At 30.7% G+C, this 20,734-nt stretch carries 10 protein-coding genes; 1 reads left to right on the forward strand and 9 read right to left on the reverse strand.

Annotated elements, in window-relative coordinates; genetic code table 11:
* Positions 1-19: 19 nt before the first annotated feature.
* Positions 20-1,030 carry a glycoside hydrolase family 5 protein gene (locus FP421_RS07985; protein WP_159949403.1) on the forward strand — a complete coding sequence of 337 codons (1,011 nt, stop codon included), beginning with the start codon at positions 20-22 and terminating at the stop codon, positions 1,028-1,030.
* Positions 1,031-1,038: 8 nt separating this feature from the next.
* Here FP421_RS07985 and FP421_RS07990 read toward each other — a convergent pair whose 3' ends face one another.
* The 9 genes from FP421_RS07990 to FP421_RS08030 all read right to left on the reverse strand — a co-directional run bounded on the left by FP421_RS07990 (position 1,039) and on the right by FP421_RS08030 (position 20,488).
* The gene (locus FP421_RS07990; RefSeq protein WP_159949405.1) at positions 1,039-2,787 is read right to left on the reverse strand and encodes a glycoside hydrolase family 3 protein; all 1,749 of its coding nucleotides are present in this window, start codon (positions 2,785-2,787) and stop codon (positions 1,039-1,041) included.
* 3 nt (positions 2,788-2,790) lie between these two features.
* Positions 2,791-4,251, reverse strand: a complete 1,461-nt coding sequence (locus tag FP421_RS07995; protein ID WP_159949407.1) for a sulfatase — start codon at positions 4,249-4,251, stop codon at positions 2,791-2,793.
* Positions 4,252-4,307: 56 nt separating this feature from the next.
* Complete coding sequence (locus FP421_RS08000; RefSeq protein WP_159949409.1) at positions 4,308-6,719, reverse strand: GH36-type glycosyl hydrolase domain-containing protein; 2,412 nt, start codon at positions 6,717-6,719, stop codon at positions 4,308-4,310.
* Between the two features lie 113 nt (positions 6,720-6,832).
* Positions 6,833-8,266: an MFS transporter gene (locus FP421_RS08005; RefSeq protein ID WP_159949411.1), complete on the reverse strand. Its 1,434-nt coding sequence runs from the start codon at positions 8,264-8,266 to the stop codon at positions 6,833-6,835.
* Between the two features lie 5 nt (positions 8,267-8,271).
* Complete coding sequence (locus FP421_RS08010) at positions 8,272-9,672, reverse strand: GH1 family beta-glucosidase (RefSeq protein ID WP_159949413.1); 1,401 nt, start codon at positions 9,670-9,672, stop codon at positions 8,272-8,274.
* 263 nt (positions 9,673-9,935) lie between these two features.
* Positions 9,936-11,588 carry a sulfatase family protein gene (locus FP421_RS08015; RefSeq protein WP_159949415.1) on the reverse strand — a complete coding sequence of 551 codons (1,653 nt, stop codon included), beginning with the start codon at positions 11,586-11,588 and terminating at the stop codon, positions 9,936-9,938.
* 25 nt (positions 11,589-11,613) lie between these two features.
* Positions 11,614-13,248, reverse strand: coding sequence for a RagB/SusD family nutrient uptake outer membrane protein (locus tag FP421_RS08020; protein WP_159949417.1), 1,635 nt, complete (start codon positions 13,246-13,248; stop codon positions 11,614-11,616).
* Between the two features lie 11 nt (positions 13,249-13,259).
* Entirely contained in the window at positions 13,260-16,466 is a 3,207-nt protein-coding gene (locus FP421_RS08025) for a SusC/RagA family TonB-linked outer membrane protein (RefSeq protein WP_159949419.1), read from the reverse strand.
* 134 nt (positions 16,467-16,600) lie between these two features.
* On the reverse strand, positions 16,601-20,488 hold the full coding sequence (locus FP421_RS08030) for a hybrid sensor histidine kinase/response regulator transcription factor (RefSeq protein ID WP_159949421.1): 3,888 nt from the start codon (positions 20,486-20,488) through the stop codon (positions 16,601-16,603).
* Positions 20,489-20,734: the final 246 nt, after the last annotated feature.

The following is a 20,734-nucleotide window of genomic DNA, read 5'->3' on the forward strand; positions in this document are numbered from 1 at the left end:
ATTTTATACCAATATTCATATGAAAGGCACATTATTAATTTTTCTAGTTTTTTTAAGTTGTAATTCACAGAAAATATCAGAAACAAAAAAAACACAACCCAAAAAAGAAATTTCGGTAGTTGATAAAAATGGTTTATTAGCTGTTAAAGGAAATAGAATTGTAAATAAAGATGGTAAAGAAGTTAGCTTTGCTGGAAATAGTATGTTTTGGTCCAATGATTATTATAAAGGAAATGGTTTTTATAATAAAAATGTAGTAAAACATTTAAAAGAAAATTGGAAATCAGAAATCATTAGAATTCCCATGACTGCAGATCCAGAAATTCACGATAGTTATATTTTTGACAAAGAAACCAATCAATCTAAATTAGAAACTTTAGTAGACGCTTGTATAGAACTAGGATTGTATGTTATTATAGATTGGCACAGTCATAATGCGCATGATACAGAAAAAGAAGCAATCGCTTTTTTTACAGAAATGGCAAAAAAATATGGAAAATACCCAAATGTGATTTATGAAATTTATAACGAACCATTAAAAGTTTCTTGGGATGATGTTGTAAAACCCTATTCTGAGAAAGTAATTGCAGCTATAAGAAAAGTTGATCCAGACAATATTATTGTAGTAGGAACTCCTCATTGGTCTCAAGATGTTGATAAAGCTTCACTTAATCCAATTGTTGGTTATAAAAACATAGCATATACTTTACATTTTTATGCTGCATCTCACAAAAAATGGTTAATCAATAAAGCACAAAAAGCCTTAGATAATGGATTAGCTTTAATTGTTACAGAATGGGGAAGTGTAGAGGCTGATGGTGGTGGAGAAGTTGATAAGGCTTCTACCAAAATTTGGATGGATTTTATGAAAAAGCATAAATTAACCCATTGCAATTGGTCAATCAACAATAAAGATGAAGGAGCATCAGCACTAAAACCAGATACAAATACTAATGGTAATTGGACTGATGAAGATTTAACAATTTCTGGAAAATTAGCCAAGAAGTATATTTCTTCTTGGACTAATTAATACCTAACTTACTTTAAAATATCGTGTTCTAATTGTACAGGCGTTGTTCCTTTAAAAGGAATTGCTCCTGTTAAAGCATCTACAACAGCTTTTTGCGAGAATTTATCTAAACTATAGGCATTAATACGAATATAAGCGTTTTCAAAATAAAAGTTTACGTAATAAGGATTGCTATACGAAACTGCTATAATTTTATCTTGAGGCAACATTCCCATTGTCCAAACACCTAAAGCTTCTTTATCTTTTAAAAGTGATGCTCCTAAAGGATTGAAATAACGGTTCTCAAAAGCCACTAAAACTTTATCATATTTATCAAAGAAATTTAGTTTTTCTCCCCAATCTAAAAAGCTTGGGTTGTGTAAAATGGTATCTACTTCAAACCCTTTGTTTTGCAATAATTTTTGAGTGAATTGTAAATCGTTACTTCTGTTTTCATGACTAATGTTTACAATTGCTATTCTTTTATTTTCAGATACTTTTAAAGGGATTTTAGACTTGTCTGTTAACAGTGTAACAGCATTATTTGCAATATCTTGAGCGTCTTTCTGAATGGTTTTATTTTCATCTTCTGAAATTGCGTAAAAGATGTTTTCTTTCTTATTTAATAAGCCATATTGCTCACGAACTCCCCAAATTCTTTCCACAGCATCATCTAAACGAGACATTGGAATATCACCTCGTTTTATACGAACTTCTAAAGAATCCATAAATTTTAAAGTTGGCCACAAAACCATATCAACACCAGCCTTAAAAGCAGCTAATGAAGTTTCTATTTCGTTCTCATAATAACCAGCTGCACCTCCCATATTTAGGGCGTCAGACATAATTACACCATTGAATTTCATTTTTTTCTTTAAAAGCCCAACCATTAACTCTTCAGATAAAGAGGCTGGTAAAAAAACACCTTTTCTTTTCTCTTTTTGATACGCAGGAAAACGAATATGGCCCACCATAATACAAGGCGTTCCATTATTAATCATTTTTTGATACATGGTACCAAAAGTTTTATTCCATTCTGGGATTGATAAATTGTTTGCAGAGGTTATTAAATGCTGATTTTTAATCGTAGCACCATCACCAGGAAAATGTTTTATGGTAGCAACAACACCTTGCGCACTCATTCCTTCAATTTGCGATTTTAATAGTGGATATGCTCTAGTTGCATCATCTGAAATAGCACGTTCAATTACTAAATCTTGTAGAGGATTCATGTTTAAATCTACTAAAGGATGTAGCAACCAATTAATACCAATTGAATTTGATTCTTTAGCAACTGCATTACCAAACTTGTAAGCCAAATCTTTTTGATTTGCAGCACCTAAAGCCATTTCTGAAGGCATATTTGTAAATTCATTATAAATACTTCCAACACCTCTTTCAAAATCTTCGGTAACAATCATTGGGTATTTAGAAGCATTCTCATAATCTGCAATGGCATTTTTTATGGTTGGAATTACTTGCTCTCTTGGCGGTGTAAAAAGGAAATCCCAATAAGGCACAAAAATTCCACCAATTGGATATTTTTCCATCATGTTTTCAATAGAACCAAATTCTGCTACCTGCGTTTTATGAAACGCTCTTACAATCATGGTTTGTCCAATTTTTTCTCTTATAGATAAACTTTTCCAAGAAGTATCTTTTGGGGTAAAGTTGTAAGAAATTGCATCTGGTAATTGATGTTCTTTGGGTTTGTTACAACTAATAATAGTAACGCAAAACGTTACTATTATTAGAAAAATTGATATGTTAGTTTTCATATTTTATTTTACTTCTTGAGTTTTAAAAAATGCAATTGCTTGTGCTTTTAACTCTGCTTTTATTGTTTTGTAAGCTTCTTCTTTTGCTAAATTCTTTGTTTCCTGTGGATCTTTTTCATAATCATATAGTTCTTCAGCATCCACTAAATCAGCATCAAAAGGTTGATTTGTTCTAAAATTACCTTTCATCCAAATTGTGTAACGATGTGTTTCATTTCTAAATGTATAACCCATTTTATCTTTTTCTCTTGGAAACTGACTTACAGCAAAATCTTTTACTTTATCTACTTTGCCTTCCAATAAAGGAACTAAACTAACTCCGTCTAAATTTCCAGGAGATTTTACACCTGCCAATTCTAACAAAGTAGGGTAAACATCTACAAATTCGGTTGGAGCATTCGATTTTCCAATTTTATCTTTTCCTGCAGAAAAAATTAATGGAGATCTTGTAGATTGCTCGTAGTTTGTGTGTTTACAATACATATTATGGTCACCTAAATGCCAACCATGATCACCCCAAAGAACAATTACAGTGTTTTCTCTTAAACCTAATTTGTCTAACTGGTCTATCACCAAACCAATTTGTGCATCAATAAAAGAAACACTTGCATAATAACCTTGTATTAATTTTCTTTGATCTTCTTTAGGAATTGGCACACTGTAATCTTTAGGAAAATCTACATAACCACCTCTTAATTCCCAACTTGGTTGTGTTGCATAATAAGGTGCACCTTCTGGATCTTTTTGGTATTCTGGAAGCGAAATTGTTTCTATTGGGTACATATCCCAATATTTTTTGGGAACTACAAAAGGTAAATGAGGTTTGTGAAAACCAGTTGCTAAAAAGAAAGGTTTCTGCTGTTTTGCAAATTTTCTTAATAATAAATTACTTCTTGCAGCCACCATTCCATCTACAGTTTTACTGTCAGGAATATTTAAAACTTCATAAGAAACTTTGGTAGTTTCTTTTACATATTCTTTATTTTTTCTTTTGATTCTTGCATATTTATGTGTCCATGAAATAGAATCATTTTCTTTATCAACAGATCTAAAATCGAAAATTTTACCAACAGGAGCTGTTTCATACCCATTTTGTTTGAAAAATTGTGGCATGGTAACAATATCAGGATTTATACTTCTAATGTGTGTTTTTAAATCCCAAATTTTTGTGTAATCTGGTCTTTTCCCTGTTAAAATGCTTGCTCTAGAAGGCCCACAAACTGCTTGCTGACAATGGTTATTCTCTAAAACAAAACCATTGGCTGCTAACTTATCTATATTCGGAGTTTTTACAACTGTATTTCCATAAGCGCCCAAAATTGGTTTTAAATCATCTACAGCTATAAATAAAACATTTTTTGGTTGTTTAGTTTCTTTTTTTGTTGATTTTGATACTCCTTTACAGGCAACAAAAAACAGTGTAAAAGTAAAAATGTAAAGGATTTTAGTTTTATAATTTTTCATTTAATATTTTATTTTAAACACTTTACGAGGTTATGAAACCTTGCAAAGTGTTGATTTTATCCTAAAGTAATTTCTACTGAGTGTTCTTTACCGTCATTAAAAATAGGAGCAATATTGCCTTCTATTTCTTTACCATCAACTAACATAGATTTGTATCCTTTTGATACTCCATTTGGATTTTTTACTGTAATGTTATAGGTTGTATTTCTAAACTTTCTAACGGCTGTAAAACCATCCCAAGATTTTGGTATACAAGGATCTATCATTAAACCTTTGTGGTCTGGACGAACGCCCATAATGTATTTTGATGCTGCTTGATAGGTCCAAGAAGAAGTACCAGACAACCAAGAATTTCTTGCCATACCAAATTGTGGATGCTCATCTCCTAAAATATTTTGAGGATAGCAATATGGATCACACTCAAAAGTGTCTATAATATCATTTTTAGACGCAGGATTTATTTGATTGTAGTATTGAAAAGCTCTGTCTCCATTACCCATCATTGTTTCTGCAATCATTACCCAAGGATTTGAGTGTAAGAAAATACCACCATTTTCTTTGGCTCCTGGAGGATAGGTAGAAACCCCACCTATACTTTCATCATAACCATTGTAACCAGGATAACTTAACTTAATTCCAAATTTTGTATTTAGTTTTTCTTCAACAGAATCTAAAGCTTTTTCGGCTCTTTCTTCAGTTGCAAAACCAGATAAAATAGTCCAAGATTGTGCGTTTGTATAAATTTGGCCTTCGCTATTTTCTTTAGAACCTATTGCATTTCCATTGTCTTCAAAATAACGCATGTACCAATCTCCATCCCAACAATGTGTGTTAACCACTTCTTTCATGTGTGCATGGTCTTTTCTGTATTGATCAGCCAAAGTAGTATCCCCTAAATGATCTAACAAAGCAGCCATTTCGTTTAATGCTTTTCCATATAAATTGGCATTAAAAATACTTTCTGCATCACCAGGTAAATTTACAGTGTCATTCCAATCTGCAAAGCCTAACATTGGTAAACCATGTTGACCACAATTGTTTTTTGTAAATTCTAAAGAACGTTTTAAATGCTCTAAAACGGTTCCTTTTTTACGGTCTTTTAACGGTACTTTTTTCTCGTAAAAAGTAATTTCTTCTTGTAGGAAATTGTAATCTCCAGTTTCTTTTATGTATTCTATTACAGATTGTACAATCCATAAATGGTCATCACCATAAAAATCTTTTAAATGTGGTTCTTCTCTAGAATCCCCTTCATTAGCTTCCATTGTTAAAGGAAAAAATTGGTGCATTGCAGAACCATCTTCTTTTTTTACAGAAATTAATTTTTTAATTAATTCTTTTCCTTTTTCTGGCATTGCCGATAAAATACCTAAAACATCTTGAGAGCTGTCTCTAAAACCAATTCCTCTAGCTCCTAAACCTAACTGATATAAAGATAAATAACGAGACCAGTTATAAGTAGTGTGGCATTGACGTGGATTGTGAATATTTACCATAGAATTAAAGGCAGCATCTGGTGTATGGAAATGTGCTTTTGATAAGTAATCGTCCCAAAATTCTGATAATTCTTTAAAAGCTTGATCTACATTATCTTCGCTTTTAAATTTGTCAATTCCTTTTGTAATTTCATTGGGTGCTTCTTGCCCTAATTGTGTAATTACTGTTTTGGTTTCACCATTTTTAACAGTACCTAACTTGTGTAGCAAAGCTGCAATATTATCACCTCTATTCGATTCGAAATTTGATAAACTTTCGTTTTGTAATTCTAACGGATTTTTCCAGGTTCCATATTCATTATCACCTAAAAATATTTTACGATCTGTTTGAAAAGAATCTACAGGGTAATTTGAGGTAAAAAAGTTATTTTCAGTTTCTTTTTTCATAAAAGCATACTGACGTAATAATACTGTTCCATCTTCATTTTTAGTGGCTCTCATTGTCATTGTTTGCGGACACCAATCTGCATTTGTATACTGTTTTAAGGCATCGAAATGTGTAAATTCTACAACCGGAATTACATCTATCTCTAAATCTTTTCCACTACTATTTTTTACTTCTATTTTACGAATTACCTTGTTTTCTCCTGAAGGAACAAAAATGGTTACCTCTGTTCTAATTCCGTAAAATTCTGATACTATTTTTTGATAAGATAAACCTACATGACACTCAAATAAATCGTAATCATCTAAAGTGGGTACAAAAAATGGCGAAAACACTTTGTATTTACCATTTTCATCTTTAAATCTTATGTATAAAGTTTCTCCTTTAAAATCGGAACTTGGTAATTGTGGTATGTATTTTACAATTCTATTTAATGCTGGGTCTCCTTTACAAATTAAAGAACCTCCTGTTTGATCTACGATTCCTCCAAAAGATAATGTACCTACATAATTGGTCCATTTTACTGGGGTTTTAGGATTTGTAATAATGTATTCTCTTTTTTCGTCGTCAAAATATCCGTATTTCATTTTAATATATTTTTAGTTATTGGTTTATGGTTATTGGTTTTTAGTTAGTTGTAATAACTCATAACTTATTTTCCAAACCTTAATATTCTTTTCTCTCTATTCTTTAAGAATTCTTAAACTTTTCCTCTTCTTTCTTCTAACTGTGTTCTGATTTCAGCGGCTTTTTTAGCTGTAATTGGAAATATTTTTAAAAGTAATATGGCTAAAATCAATGCAGTTATTGGTATTGCTAAAAATCCAATTCTCATAATGTCATAAACCCCTTCAGCTTGATTATTATCTAAATTTGCATCGAAACCAGTCATTTCTATTACAGGTCCAGAAATCATAAAACCAATAACAAAACTAAATTTTAACACCCAAGAAAAAATAGAAGCAAAACTACCCTCACGTCTTTCGCCTGTTTTTAACTCATCATAATCTACTACATCTACTTGCATAGAAGGTATCATTAACCACAAACCAGCATAACCTGCGCCTATAAATGCCGTATTTACTAACATTAACCAAGGGTTATTTGGGGTAAACGTCCACCAAGTTGTGGTAACAGCAACTACTACAATAAACATAGAAATCATTAACACTCTTGGTTTGCCTATTGTTTCTGATAATTTTCTAAAAATGGGTATAAATAACAAACTAAACCCTGTGTAAACAAATGTTCCATAACCTGCAAATTTTGCACCTTCATTCCAATCTCCTCCTAGAACGTAATAGGTTCCTACATAGCGTCCATAGCTATCAAAAATTGAGGTTCCTAATAAAAAGAATAATGTTAATAAACATAAAATTATAAATGGTTTATTAGAAAATGTTTCTTTTAAACTATCTGTTAATTTTACTTTTTCTTGATTCTGAATCAAGTCGCTTTCATAGTAACGTTCTTTTACGAAAATGGCTGGTAAAACTCCTAGTACAAGTATTACAGCTGCTATTATTAAACTTATATAACGCATTCCGTTTACAGGACTTGCTTCTCCATTAATAAAGAAAATTGGTAACATACTTAACCACCAAACCCAACCATTAAAAAAGCCGGCAAATGTTTGAAAATAACCACGTATTTCTGCAACTCTTGTACGTTCATTATAATCAGGAGTCATTTCCATTAACATACTTTGGTAGGGCATTGCCCAAACTGTAAAACAAGTGTAGAATAAAATTCCGAAACCAATTACCCAAAACATAATACCTTCTTGAGACATGTCTGTTGGAAACCACCAAATAAAAGGGTATGTAAGTCCAGCTAAAATTGCACCAACTAAAATAAACGGTCTTCTTCGACCCCATTTTGATCTAAAATTATCAGAAATCCAACCCATTAAAGGATCCATAACACCATCCCAAAGTCGTAAAGACATTAAAATAATAGCTACATATGTTGGAGGCATTTTCAATTCGAAATTGAATACTTGATAAGCAATACTTACCATAACCCAAACTCCTAAAATATCTACAGGACCTCCTGCAGCATACGCTAATTTCTTTGAAAAGGGAACTTTATCCTCGCTTTTCACTAATGATGCTACATCTTTTATTTCTGACATAATTTTTATTGTTTGTTTATATTGTTGGTTTCAGCACTGTTGTTTTTGATAGCCTCTTTAAACCAAAGTGCAGACTTTTTCGGAATTCTTTCTAAGGTTTCAAAATCTACATAGTGCAAGCCAAATCTTTTTTCATATCCAGAGGCCCATTCAAAATTATCCATGAATGACCAGGCGAAATAACCTTTCAATTTTACACCTTCTTCAATTGCTTCTTGACAAGCTTTTAAGTATCCTTGATAAAAATCGACTCTTTTTTGGTCATCAACTTTTCCATCAACTACTTGATCTGGATAAGCACAACCGTTTTCGGTGATGTAAATATTGGGTTGATCATAACGTTCGTCAATCCATTTTAGTAATTTTTTACAACCCCAAGGCACAACTGCCCAGTCCATTAAGGTTACATCCCAACTTTTGTCTAATGACAAGTTAACATCTTGATCTTCAGAAATACCTCCATTTCCGTGAACAGAGATTTCTTCTTGTTGACCATCTGAATGTGCTGCATACATGGTTGTATAATGATTCAATCCGAAAAAATCTGAAGAACCTTTGATGATTTTTTTCTCAGACTCAGAAAACTCAGGAAGACGTTCCTTTAGTTTTTCTTTCATCATATTTGGATAATCACCTTTGTAAACAGGATCTGCAAACCAAGCTAAGAAAAACTCTAAAGCTCTTTGAGCTGCTTGTTTGTCTTGTTCGCTATTTGTAAGTGGTTCACGCCAATCGCAATTGTTAGAAATTCCTATTTGTCCATTTTGATGCGTATATTTTTCTCTATAAACTGCTACTGCTTTTGCATGTGCAATAATTAAATGATGTGCAGCTAAATAAGGTTCTGAATTAGAGTTTCTTCCAGGAGCAAATACACCTTGGCCATATCCTAAAATAGAAACTACCCAAGGTTCATTTAAGGTAATCCAGTTTTTTACACGGTCTCCAAATCTATCAAAGCAAAGATTTGCGTATTCCGCAAAATAGTTTGCCATATCTTTATTTAACCAACCATCTTCTTCTAATTGTAAGGCTAGTGGTAAATCCCAATGATACAATGTTACCCAAGGTTCTATACCTGCTTTTAAAAGCTCATCAATTAAATCAGAATAAAATTGAATTCCTTTTTCATTAACCTCTCCTTTTCCTGTGGGCATTACTCTTGCCCAGGCAATAGAAAAACGATAGGCTTTTACACCCATGTCTTTCATCAGTTGTATATCTTCTTTAAACTTATGGTAATGATCACAAGCTAAATTTCCTGTTTCTCCTTGTGCAATTTTACCAGGTATGGTGCAAAACGAATCCCAAATAGAAGGTCCTTTGCCATCTATATTTGCAGCTCCTTCTATTTGATAAGAAGAAGTAGCTGTACCCCAAATAAAATCTTCTGGAAATTTTTTCATGTTTATTATATTATTTAATCACTTATAAAACGAGTTTAAAATTTTTCTTAAAATAGAACCTCAGATAAAAAATCGAGATTTGTTGTGAAGTAAAATTAGTTTGATTGTGGGTATTTACGGTTTACTCAACATCAAAAGAGGTTTTGATATAGTCAAAAATCTGGGAATTACTTGTATTACCCCTTTGTTGACGATTATTTGACAATAAAAAAGCAGAAGGATCACTTCTGCTTTATAAAAATTCATAAAATTATGGAATTCAATTATTTTCTATCATTACCTATAAGCTCTTTCACTGAAGGTTCTCCTTTGTTTTTATCTACAATCGCACCAAAATCTTTATCTGTAATTGCTCTAAAATCAGATAAAGACTTGTCATTTTCGTACTTTCCCATTAAGCCTTTTAATTGCTTTTTTAGTTGAGCAATAACATTAGTATATTGAGGATCTGAAATGATATTATGCATCTGTTTTGGATCTTTTTCTAAATCATACAATTCCCAAACATCTATGTTATAATAGAAATGTGCTAACGTATATTTTTGGGTTCTGATACCATAATGAGGTTGAACATGATGCCAAAAAGGAAACTCGTAATAATGATAATACATTGCCTGCTCCCAATTGTTAGGTGTTTTTCCGAATAAAATAGGTGTAAAGCTTTTTCCTTGTGTTTTCTTAGTGGTTTTAATATTTGCAAGTTCTAATAAAGTTGGTGCAAAATCGATATTGGTAATGATATCTTCATTTACAGAACCTGCTTTAATTTTTTTAGGATACTTAACAATAAAAGGCATTCTTAAAGACTCTTCATAAATAAATCTTTTATCAAAAAAACCATGATCGCCTAAGTAAAAACCTTGATCTGACGTTAAAACCACAATTGTATTTTCCTCTAAATTATTCTCTTTGAGGTATTGCAAAACACGGCCAACATTATCATCAACAGATTTAACACAAGCTAAATAATCTTTAATATAGTTTTGATAACGCCATTTTTTACCTTCTTCAGCGTTCAAGTTTTCAGGTTGTACAATTTCTCCTGGTTTAGAACCGTAAAATTCCCAAGCTAATCGTTTACGCCAATTTTTTTGTAATTCTTTCGGAGTTTCTAATTTCATATCTCTTCTTGAGAAATAATCCATCGTCATTTCGGTATCTCCTGCAGTTAACTCTCTTCCTTTGTAATCGTCGTTAAAAGTTGTAGGATAAGGCATATCAATATCTTCCCACAAATTCTCATATTTTGTATCTGGTTCCCAAGGTCTATGAGGAGCTTTGTATTGCAATACCATTAAAAATGGTTGTTGTTGGGTTCTTTTATTTGATAACCAATTGATAGCAAAATCTGTACTTAGGTTTGTAGCATATCCTTTTTCCTTAACATCTTTTCCATTTTCATTATACAAAGGATTCCAATACATACCTTGTTGATTGGCAGAGTTATGGTATTTGTAATCTGTAAAACCCTGTGGTTCTGTACCTAAATGCCATTTGCCAAACAAACTTGTTTGATAGCCATTTTTTTGAAATTCTTGTGGGAATGTCCATTTGCTTTTATCAAATTTACCTCCACTTTCATTTTTATAGTATCCATTTAAGTTACTATAGTCTCCAGTTAAAATAGACGCTCTTGATGGACCACAAATGGCATTGGTACATAAAACATCTTGAAAAAGCATACCTTGATTAGCAAGCTTATCGATGTTAGGGGTAGGGGCAATGTCTTTAAAAATACCTCCGTAAGCACTAATAGCTTGTGTTGTTAAATCATCTGCCATAATAAAAATGACATTTGGTTTTTGCGTAGTTGTATTGTGTTTTCTATTTATTGCTTTATTGCCACAATAACTTAGAATTAAAACTACTAATACTACCCAAAAAACAACAGAGAAATATTTTTTTGTTATTTTCATTTTTGATTTTATCCTTTAACTAAAATTAGTAACCAGGGTTTTGATCAGCGTTTGTTAGATTATTATTTCCAATAATTTCATTTACAGGAATTGGAAATAATAAGTTTTTTGTTAATTCATTACCTACAACAAAGGATAAATTTGGATTCCATATGTTATGGTATTTAGTTTTATTTTTTGTATCAAATAAATCTGCACCAGTCATTAATGCCTGTCTTCTTTGGATTCTGTTTTCTAAAAAGGTAGTGTTATTGATTTTTATTCTTCTTAAATCAAACCATTCAAAACCTTCACCTAAAAGTTCATATATACGTTCTTTTGCAATTCTTAAACGTAAATCATCACCTCCAGCAATAGCATCTATATTTGCTTTTGCGTATAAAGTTGGTTCAGCTCTGTCTAAAACTTCTTTAATGTATCCTTTAGATAATACAGTGTTGCCTCTTTCATTTTCTATTTCTGCAAGCATTAATAGTAAATCAGCATATCTAAAAACGATTCTATTTTTTTCAGAATTTATATTTGTGTTATTAGATTCTGCGTATTTCTTTATAAAGTTTACTGCAAAACCTCCAGAGAATTGAGTAGGGTAAATTTTTCTTTTTCTATTTGGAGCAACAATTTCTGTATAAGTATCTTTAACATAAGTAGCATCAATTCTTGAATCTGGATGATTATCTTTGATACCTACGTTATAATCTAAATAATGATCGTGTAAAGCTAATCTGTTTACCCTTACTTGTCCACCTTGATTTCTCTGATTATAAATTGATCTTTGAGGAGAAAAAATTGTTGAATGTTGTCCGCTTTTTGTAGATGTTCCAGTAGAAACAAATTGTAATTCAAAAATACTTTCTACAGTATTTTCATTTCCTTCTGCAAACAAATCTGCATAATTTGGAAGTAAACTATATGCTTTTGCATCATAAACAGCTTTTGCATTTTGAAATGCTAACTCCCAATATTCTTGAGGTGTTTTAGATAAACCTGTTTCAGACGCCATTTGCATGTATACTTTTGCTAAATACCCTTGTGCTGCATAAGACAAAGGTCTTCCTGTAGCATAAGGTTGTGAAGGTAACTCTGATGTTGCTTCAGTTAAATCCTTTATAATTTGGTTGTAAATTTCTTCTTTAGACGATTTTGGTAAGAATAATGTTGCTTCTGTTGCTAAATCTAATCTTAAAGGTACTTCTCCCCAAACTCTAACTAAATCAAAATAAGCTAAGGCTCTTAAAAATTTAGCTTGTCCAAGTACTGTTGTTGTATTTGAAAAATTAGGAGCCAATGAATTCACCTTAATAATAAAATTATTGGCATTATCTATACAACTGTATATTTCTACCCAAGTATCATTTAAGTTTTTTGAGGAAGGAGAAATATTGAATTGCCCAAATTCTAATCCTCTAGCACCAGTACCTGCAAAATACGGGTTATGAGAAGATGTCATTTGAAGAAAGTTACCTCCTTGATAAAATTCTGAGGCATATTTGGCGAAAACACCATTTAGTACCTCTTCTATGTTTTGTTCTGATGAAAACAATAGTTGATCGTTTAAAGCACCAGATTCAGCTAAGTTATCTTCCACATCTAGAATAGTATCACATGAAACTAAAAACTGAAAGCTTACTGCAAGAATAATTATATATTTAAATTTCATAATTTGTTAGTTTAAAAGTTAATAGAAGCTCCTATTGTAAATGTTTTTTGATTGGGTGGACTAGCAATATCAACTCCTAAAACACCTGGAGTAAACCTTAAAGATGATATTTCTGGATTAACACCATTGTAATTGGTCCATGTGAATAAATTACCTCCAGAAGCAAAGAATTTAAGCTCTGATAATTTAGATTCTTTATTTAACGGAACTGTATACCCTAGACTTACACTTTGTAGTCTTAAATAACTACCATCTTGAATAGCGTTATCTAACACTCCAATTTCATTTAATGTTGCCTTTTGTAAATTAAGAGCAGGTAATGTACCTGTTGGGTTTGTAACAGGATTATAATAATTGGTTAGATAAGAAGCTCTAACATTATTATATCTGTTTTCTGCACTATATACTTCTGTTAAATAATTGGCATTGTATATGTCATTTCCAAATACTCCATAGAAATCTGCAGATAACGACCAGTTTTTATAATTTACATTAGTACCAAATGAAACAATAAAATCTGGATTTGGATTACCAATAATAACTTTGTCTTCATTGGTTATATCACCATCTCCGTTTTTATCAATAATTTTATAAAAACCTTCTTGAGCTGGATCACCATTTATTGTTGGGGCACCGTTTGCAATATCGTTAGCATTTAATATTCCGTCTGTTTGAAAACCAAAAAGTAAGCCAGGAGCTTGTCCTTCTAAATATACATTTGTAGGAACAGTATTGGTATTAGATACTTGAATTGGTCTACCATAGTAACCTACAAATCTTCCTGCAGAAGCAAATTGAGCCTCTTCTAGACCTAAGTTTGTTATTCTTATCTTATTAATTGAGTAAGTTCCAAAAAGATTCCATAAAAAATCTTCGTTCTCAAAAATATTTCCATTAATAGCTAATTCAATTCCTTTATTACTAATAGATCCTTGATTTACAACCAATACATCATCACCAGAACTACCTCCAATACTTAAAGTATTTAATAAATCATCTGAAGTTTTATCATAAGCATCTATGGTTATAGATAGTCTGTTGCTAAACATACCAAGATCTATACCTGCATTAAACTGTTTTTGTGTTTCCCAAGTTAAATCCTCGTTTGCAATATTTGTTTTTTCATAGGCTTGTAATAGAGATCCACTAGTTGCATAACCTTCTGGTGAAATTCTGTAATTAACAGCAGTTAAATTGTTACCAACTCTTTGATTTCCTGTTTCTCCGTAACCAAACCTTAGTTTTAACTGATCTATATATTTACTTCTTCTTAAAAACTTTTCTTTATGCATTTCCCAAGCAAAACTTATTGCAGGAAAAAAACCAAATCTGTTTTTTCCGATAAATTTGCTAGAACCATCATATCTTAATGAACCAGAAACCTTGTACCTGTTTTTAAAAGAATAAGTTCCACGACCTAAGAAAGAAATTAATCTTTGAGGGCCAAAGTTTAATACTGGAGTTTCAATAATACTTGCTCCAAAAAAATCACGTCCTCTGTTTAACAATCCTGCTGCAGAGTAATTGGAAGCTCTTGTATATTTCTTCTCAGAATCTGTACTTGCATAAACTACACCTCCTAGAACTGTATATCTATGGTTACCAGTTGTTTTAGGTCTAAACAGTAAAGTTTGATCTATGTTGTAACTAAATCTATCTAATTCAGAAAAAGCGTAACGTCCTTCTCTTGTAAAACCACCTCGTGTGCCTGTTCCTTGCCAAATATCTAGTTCTCCTTTTCTTAAATCACCACCAACTTTTAAATTATATGTTAATGTATTTGTTACTTTATATTTTGCAGAAATATTACCGATAAGTCTATTTTCTGTTGATATATTATCATACTCATCTACCCAACCTCTAGGTGAAATTCTAAACCCTTCATCTTCTAAAGGAGCTATATCTTCTCTAATTTCTAGAGGAAATGCATCATTAATATGTCTGTATATTGATCTTTCTTCTCCTGCATTTGCACTGGCACCTCCAGTTAGTGAGTTTTTTGAATTCGTAAAAGCAATTTTTGCTCCTATTTCTAACCTGTCATTAAACTTGTGTTTTAGGTTTGTGTTAAAATCTAACCTTTGTAAATATACATTTGGTATAACACCTTCATTTTTTAAAAAGCCAATAGAAGCATAATACGTTGTTTTATCAGTTCCGCCAGAGATGTTTAATCTATTGTTTGTTGAGAATGTAGTTCTGTAAAGGTTTCTCCAATTACGAGCTTCAAAAACACCAATTAAATCTAACTCACCATCTCCATCTTCATCATTTCTGTTGATAAAATTATATAAACCATCAGGTCTTTTCTCAAAAGGACTTCTTCCTGTTGGGAATTGGTATTCTGGTCCAGCTAAAGAATTAGGATCTAATTTATATTTTTCGGCCATTAATGCTACATAATCTTCTGTATTTGCTACATCATAAGGTAAAACAGCTTCTCCAACTGTAGTTGATGTAGAAAATTTATATTTTACAGTACCTTTTTTACCAGATTTTGTTGTTATTAAGATAACTCCGTTTGCACCTAACGAACCATAAATTGCAGTTGCAGAAGCATCTTTTAGTACTTGAATAGACTCAATATCTTCTGGAGAAATACCACCAATACCACTTTTACTTGTAGTTTGAAAATTTGTAGGGTCTGTTAAAAACTCTTCAGAGCTATCCATTACAATACCATCTATAACATATAATGGTTGATTAGAACCGCTTAAACTTGATGTACCTCTTATGTTAATAGAAACTGCAGCTCCTGGATCTCCATTAGATAAAACATTTAAACCAGAAACACCTTTTAAGACAGATTCAAAAACACCAACACCAGCCTTTTTTTCTGTGTCTACTTTAACAGTTGTAATAGCAGCAGTAACATCAGACTTTGTAGAACTACCATAACCAATTACAACAATTTCTTCTAATTGTTCAGAGCTATTATCTAAAATAATAGTGATGTTTTTTTGATTGTTAACAACAACTTCTTTTGATTTATAACCCAAATAACTTATAACTAAAGTAGATGGTTTTTTAGGTATATTAATAGAAAATAAACCATCAAAATCGGTTATTGATCCTATTGTAGTTCCTTTTATTAAAATAGAAGCACCAGGTAAAGGGTTATTCTCTTTATCTATTACTTTACCTTTAACAGTTAGTGTTGACTGAGCTAGAAACGCTAACGGAAAAAGCAACAATACTGTATAAAATATTTTTCTCATAATTGGGTTGATTTATATGATGCTAAAGTAGCATTAGAACTTATCATCTGCTTTTAATTAACATCACAATAGGTATGATAATTGTCAAAATAGCAATTATACCTGTTAAAATAGACTATGTTGATAATTTAAGGTTATTCTTTTTTTAGACTATCTAAAAAACCACTTGGAGTTTGGCCATAGAATTTTTTAAAAGAAGTGCTAAAGTATTTTGGGTTTGAAAAACCAGAACTATAAGCAACCTCTTTAATACTTAATTCTCCTTTTATTAATAAGTTTTTAGCATGCTTTAGTTTTGTGTGAATTATAAAATCTTGAGGAGATAAGTTTACTAGATTTTTTAATTTCATATATAAAGATGTTCTACTCATACCAAAACTACCTGATAAATCATGTACAGAGAATGAATTGTTTTCTATATTCTCTATAATTTTATCTTCTAAATCTTTTACAAAATCACTATCCTTTTTATTTCTAAAAAGGTTGGCATTTTCAGAATCATTTTCATGAATATATTTCTCGCGAAGTTTTCTCTGAAACTTTAAAGTGTTTGTAATTTTTGCTAATAAGAGTTTAGTGTTTACAGGCTTCTCTAAATATTCGCTAACACCACTCTCTATACTTTCTATTTTTTGATTGGAATTTTGAAGCACAGTAAGCATAAAAACAGGAATATGATTTAGACTGATGTCTTCTTTTAGCCTTTTTGCCATCTCAACACCATCCATTTCAGGCATTATTAAATCTGTGATTATTAAATCTGGAAAATTTTGAGAAGCTATTTCTATTCCTTCTTTACCATTACTTGCCTCAAATACTAAAAAGTACTTTCCTAAATTTTCTACAAGATTTGCTCTTAACTCATCATTATCTTCAACGATTAAAATTTTAGCATCAGAAAATTTACCTAACTCCAATTGTTCTTCTGCAGATTGCTCAATTTTTAAAGCTTCATTTTGTTTAGCTATAGACTCTTCGTAAGTAGATGTTAAGTTTTTTAATATAATTGTAAAAGTGGTTCCTTTATTTTCTATACTATTAAATGTTATTGTACCACCTGTTTTTTCAATTAATTTTTTGGTCATGATAAGACCTAATCCTGTACCAGGACTTTGACTATTAATAGCGTTTCTTGCTCTGTAATAACGCTTTAAAATGTATTTTTGTTGATCTTTTGGAATACCTAAACCATCATCACAAATTTGAAGTTTTAACTCATTATTAGTGGTTCTATTTAATTTGATAATGATGTTACCTCCTTTAAAAGAATATTTTATGGCATTAGAGAGCAGGTTTAAGAAAATTTTATCGAAAACATCCTTGTAATAATAAAAGATATTATCTGGCCAATTGTTTTCAATTTTTATTGTTAAATCTCTTTCTTTAGTTAGCGGTTCAAAATTGTTTACTCTTGCTTTTAAATAATTCTCTACTTTAATTTTAGATACGTTTTGATATATATTGTCTTGAGAAGTTACCTTATGAAAGTTTAGCATTTGCTCAAATAAAGAATTTAATCTTTTTACCGTAGATTGAATTTGTTTGTTAGATTCTTTAGAGTCGTTTTTATTGGTGATTTTCTCTAATGATGACATTAATATTGTAAGTGGTGTTTTTAATTCATGGGTAATATTATTAAAAAACTCTATTTGATCATCAGCATTTTTTTTATTAATAAGAATAGAAGTAAAGTGAATAACAGACCATATTAATAATATTGATAATAGGAAATATATAAAATATGCTGTATTTGTTAACCACCAAGGAGAAAGCACTTCTATCTTAATAGTTCTAATATCACTTGAAATATCATATTTATTAATTGCTTTAACTTTAAATATATAATTTCCGGCTTCTAGGTTGGTGTAATTTGCTAGATTATTATTGCTAGGTTTAGACCACTTTTTATCAAAACCTTCTAAAATCCAGGAATATTTCATGTTGTTTGGAGTGCTATGGTCTATCCCAACAAATTCCAATCCAATAGAATTTTCGTTATATTTTAAGTTTATAAGTTCTGTGACATTAATATGTTTTTTTAGTGGTGCATCAGAAGGATTAACAGTCTTGTTAAACAACTTAAAATTATCTAATACTAAATTTGGGTTTTCTGTTGGATTTTTAATTTTATTAGGATTGAAAAGGCTTATTCCGTCAACTCCTCCAAAAGCCAAAAAATTGTCATCTAGCTTAGCATAGCTGCCGTAATTAAATTCTGTACTAGCTAATCCATCTTTTTTATCATAGACATTGATAATAGTATCTTTATCTGTAATTTTAATATTGGCTAGACCCTGAGTAGTACTCGCCCAAATATTATTGTCGTTTTGTAAAAGTACACCTTGTACAATATCTGAAGGTAAACCAGAACCTATGTTTATTTTTTTTATTTCTTTGGTTTTAGAATTATAAAAAATTACACCAGCTCCATTTGTTCCGATAACCAAATTATTATTTGAAGTTTCTTTAACGGATTGAATTGTTGAAAAAGCTAAAGATTTTTCATTAGGTTCTAACTCTTCCATAATTCTAAAAGAGTTGTCACTAGGATTTATTTTGTGAACTCCATATCTACCAGAAGCTAAAATTTGGCCATTTTCTAATTCGGTAATTGATTTGATAAATAACAAAGGAAATTTAGTGATACTTTTATCTGGTTTAATAACCATCATTTCATTATCAATACCTGCAACCCAAATATTTTTATGTTTGTCTTTTTTTATAGTATAAATTTTTGTGATGAGGTTTTTCTCTTTGTGTAAATTATTATAGTTTATTATTTTATAATTTTCTATGTTTATTTTATACAAACCAAAACTATAAGTTCCAACCCACATAAATTTGTTATCTGGCTCAAGAGCAAGCACTATTGTTTGAGATAGATTATCTTTATCGAACTTTTTGATATGCTTCCAGGTATTATTTTTCTGATTCCAAATACTTAAGCCATTCTTGGTTCCAAACCATAATTTCCCGTATTTATCTTTGGCTATACTTCTGGTAAAATTACTTGATAAGCTATTTGTATTGTTTAATTCGTGTTGAATCTTTATAAGAGGAAGTTTGTTAAAGTTAAAGTAGTTAATACCTCCACCATACGTGGCAATCCATAGAATTCCAGATTTATCTATTTCTATGTCATATATCCCATTACTAGATAGTGATGTTGGGTTGTTGAAATCTTGTAAGTAATGTTTAAGAATTTTGTTATTTTTTGTTTGATAAATACCATCTCCGTCTGTGGCAATAAAAAGGCTGTTAGAATCACCTTTAATAATGTCTTTAATAGGGAAACCAAATTCTTTCTCAATTTTGTCAAAAACAAAAACTCCTTTTTCTTTTTTTAATGAAAATTCATAACCAGATTCTGTTCCAACTAATAATTGATTATTTACAAACCCAGTAAAATGAACATCTTTAATACTTTCATCTAATTCTATCTCTCTATATTTTTCTGTGTTTAAATTATAGGAAAAAAGACCTTTTTCTGTTCCGCAAAAAACAATGTTTCTAATAACAGTAATCGACATTATAGGCTTGTCAAAACTGGTAGGAACCAATTTTCTTTTTGCTTCATCATACTTCCATAACCCATTAAAACCTCCTATCCAAATTGTTCCATTTTCATCTTCTTTTATGCTATTCACTAGAGATGGATTTATATTTTCTTCGGTTGTTAATAAATCGAACTTGTCTAAATCAGGATTATAAATACAAACTCCTTTTTCAAGACCAGCAAATATATTTCCTTTGCTGTCTATAAAAATTTCAGAGGTTCTATTGCTTAAAGTTTTAGGTAGGCCATTGTAGGTATTGTAAAGTTTGTAGTATTTAGAGTTATGCTTTAAAACACCTTCTTCAGAAGCAATCCATAAATTTCCAATACTATCTTTTTTTATGGCATATGTAATACTTTGTGTAGATGAGTTTTCACCAGACAGCTGCGAAAAATCAATAGAATTTTGACAAAAAGAAGTTTGGCTGAGAATGAAGAATACAATAAACAAAAATCGAAAACTCATTATCTTAAGATATTATAAAAGAATAAAAACTAAATGTAATAAATATTAATTATAAAAAAGTAAAATTTAAGTTTTTCATTACTGTTTCTTATAATTTCAATCTTATAATCAAGATTGATTTTCACAATATAAATTTCAGGTTTTTCAGGTAAATCAACTTAAATTTTACTTAAGTTTTTTTTTATTTTTTGTTGGATTACGATAGAAATAACATCTGCTAATTTTTCTTCTGAAACAGAAATAGAA

The organism is Polaribacter septentrionalilitoris, assembly GCF_009832745.1.
Taxonomy (GTDB): domain Bacteria; phylum Bacteroidota; class Bacteroidia; order Flavobacteriales; family Flavobacteriaceae; genus Polaribacter; species Polaribacter septentrionalilitoris.